The organism is Rhodoferax sp. RT5P35, assembly GCF_056521385.1.
In genome coordinates, this window is record NZ_JBWMAX010000127.1 from 1 (window position 1) to 1,428 (window position 1,428).

General features: G+C 67.4%; 2 protein-coding genes. Both read right to left on the minus strand.

Features of this window, described 5'->3' with window-relative positions; all coding sequences use genetic code 11:
* Nucleotides 1-1,024: 8-amino-7-oxononanoate synthase (locus tag AC097L_RS24245; RefSeq protein WP_479589279.1), on the minus strand; the 1,024-nt coding region annotated here is incomplete at its 3' end.
* Nucleotides 990-1,428, minus strand: a 439-nt coding sequence (locus AC097L_RS24250) for an aminotransferase class III-fold pyridoxal phosphate-dependent enzyme (protein ID WP_479589280.1), incomplete at its 5' end; no start/stop codon positions are given. The genes AC097L_RS24250 and AC097L_RS24245, both read right to left, overlap by 35 nt.

A 1,428-nucleotide genomic window follows, 5' to 3' on the forward strand; every position in this document is an offset into this window, starting at 1 on the left:
CGGCGTTGCTGCCCATGATGAGCGGCTGGATGGCAGTGGCCGAATCGGCCAGAGCCCAGCCTAGATGGGCGTGGGCAGCTATTAATTTTGATAACTCACTGCGCAGCTGATGGATTAGCGTCTGCAGGTGGGCACGGCGCTGTTCGCCCTCGGGCCCTGCTATCAGCACCAAGCTGGCGCTGAGCGCGTGGGCGATGGCGGGCGGCGCAGCGGTGGTGTAGATGTAGGGCCGGGCGGTTTGCACCAGCCACTCGACGATGGTGGGGTGCGCGGCCACAAACGCGCCACCCACGCCTGCGGCCTTGCCCAGCGTGCCCATGTAAATCAAGCGTTCGCTGCGCAGGCCGAAGTGCGCCAGGCTGCCCCGGCCCTGGGTGCCGAGCACGCCGAAACCGTGCGCGTCGTCCACCACCAGCCAGGCATCGAAGCGCTCGGCCAGCGCCAACAGGGCGGGCAGGTCGGCCAGGTCGCCGTCCATGCTGAACACCGCGTCGGTGACGATGAGTTTGATTTCCGTATCGCATTGCTTTAGCTGCCGCTCCAGCACCGCCAGGTTACGGTGGGCGTAGCGGTGCAGCTTGCCTTTGGACATCAGCGCGCCATCGACCAGCGAGGCGTGGTTCAGTTTGTCTGCAAAAATCGTAGCGCCTTGTGCCGACAGGGCGGGCACCAGGGCCATATTGGCCATAAATCCGGTGCAGAAGTACAGCGCCCGTGCGCCGGGGATGCAGGGGGCCATCCAGGCGGCCAGCTCGGCTTCCAAGGTGGCATGCGCCAGCGATTGGCCGCTGAGCAGGTGCGATGCGCCGCTGCCCGCGCCAAAGCGGCGTGCGCCCTCGGCCAGGGCCTCCACCAGCACAGGGTGGTGGGCCAGGCCCAGGTAGTCGTTGCTGCAAAACGCCAGCAGCTCGCGGCCATCCACGCGCTGCACAGGCGCGCAAGGCGACTCTGCGGTGCGGCGCGTGCGCGTCAGGGCCAGGTCGGCGCGCTCACGCAGTTGGCGGTTCAGGAGGTCTATCAGCATCGGTGGGGGCTTGGTTCAAAACGTCGTCTAGCGTGGCCAGGACTTGGCGGGCCAGCCAGGGCGACAGGTCGTCGTCCAGCAGATACGGTGGCAGCAGGTAGACGGTGCGGCCAATCGGGCGGATCAGCAGCTCACGCGAGCGGCCTGCCAGGTGGAAGCGCTCGGCAAAACGTGGCCCGGCAACGGATTCCAGTACGTCAAAGGCCCAAATCATGCCAATGTGGCGGAAGTTCTCGACCCGCGGGTCGGATTGCAGGGGCGCCAGCGCTGCGCTGAGGGTGGCCGCCTGCAGGCGGTTGTGGGCCAGCACGCCGTCCTGGTCAAACCGGTCCAGCACCGCCAGCGCGGCGCGGCAGGCCAGCGCGTTGCCGGTGTAGGAGTGCGAATGGAGGAAACCGCGCGCC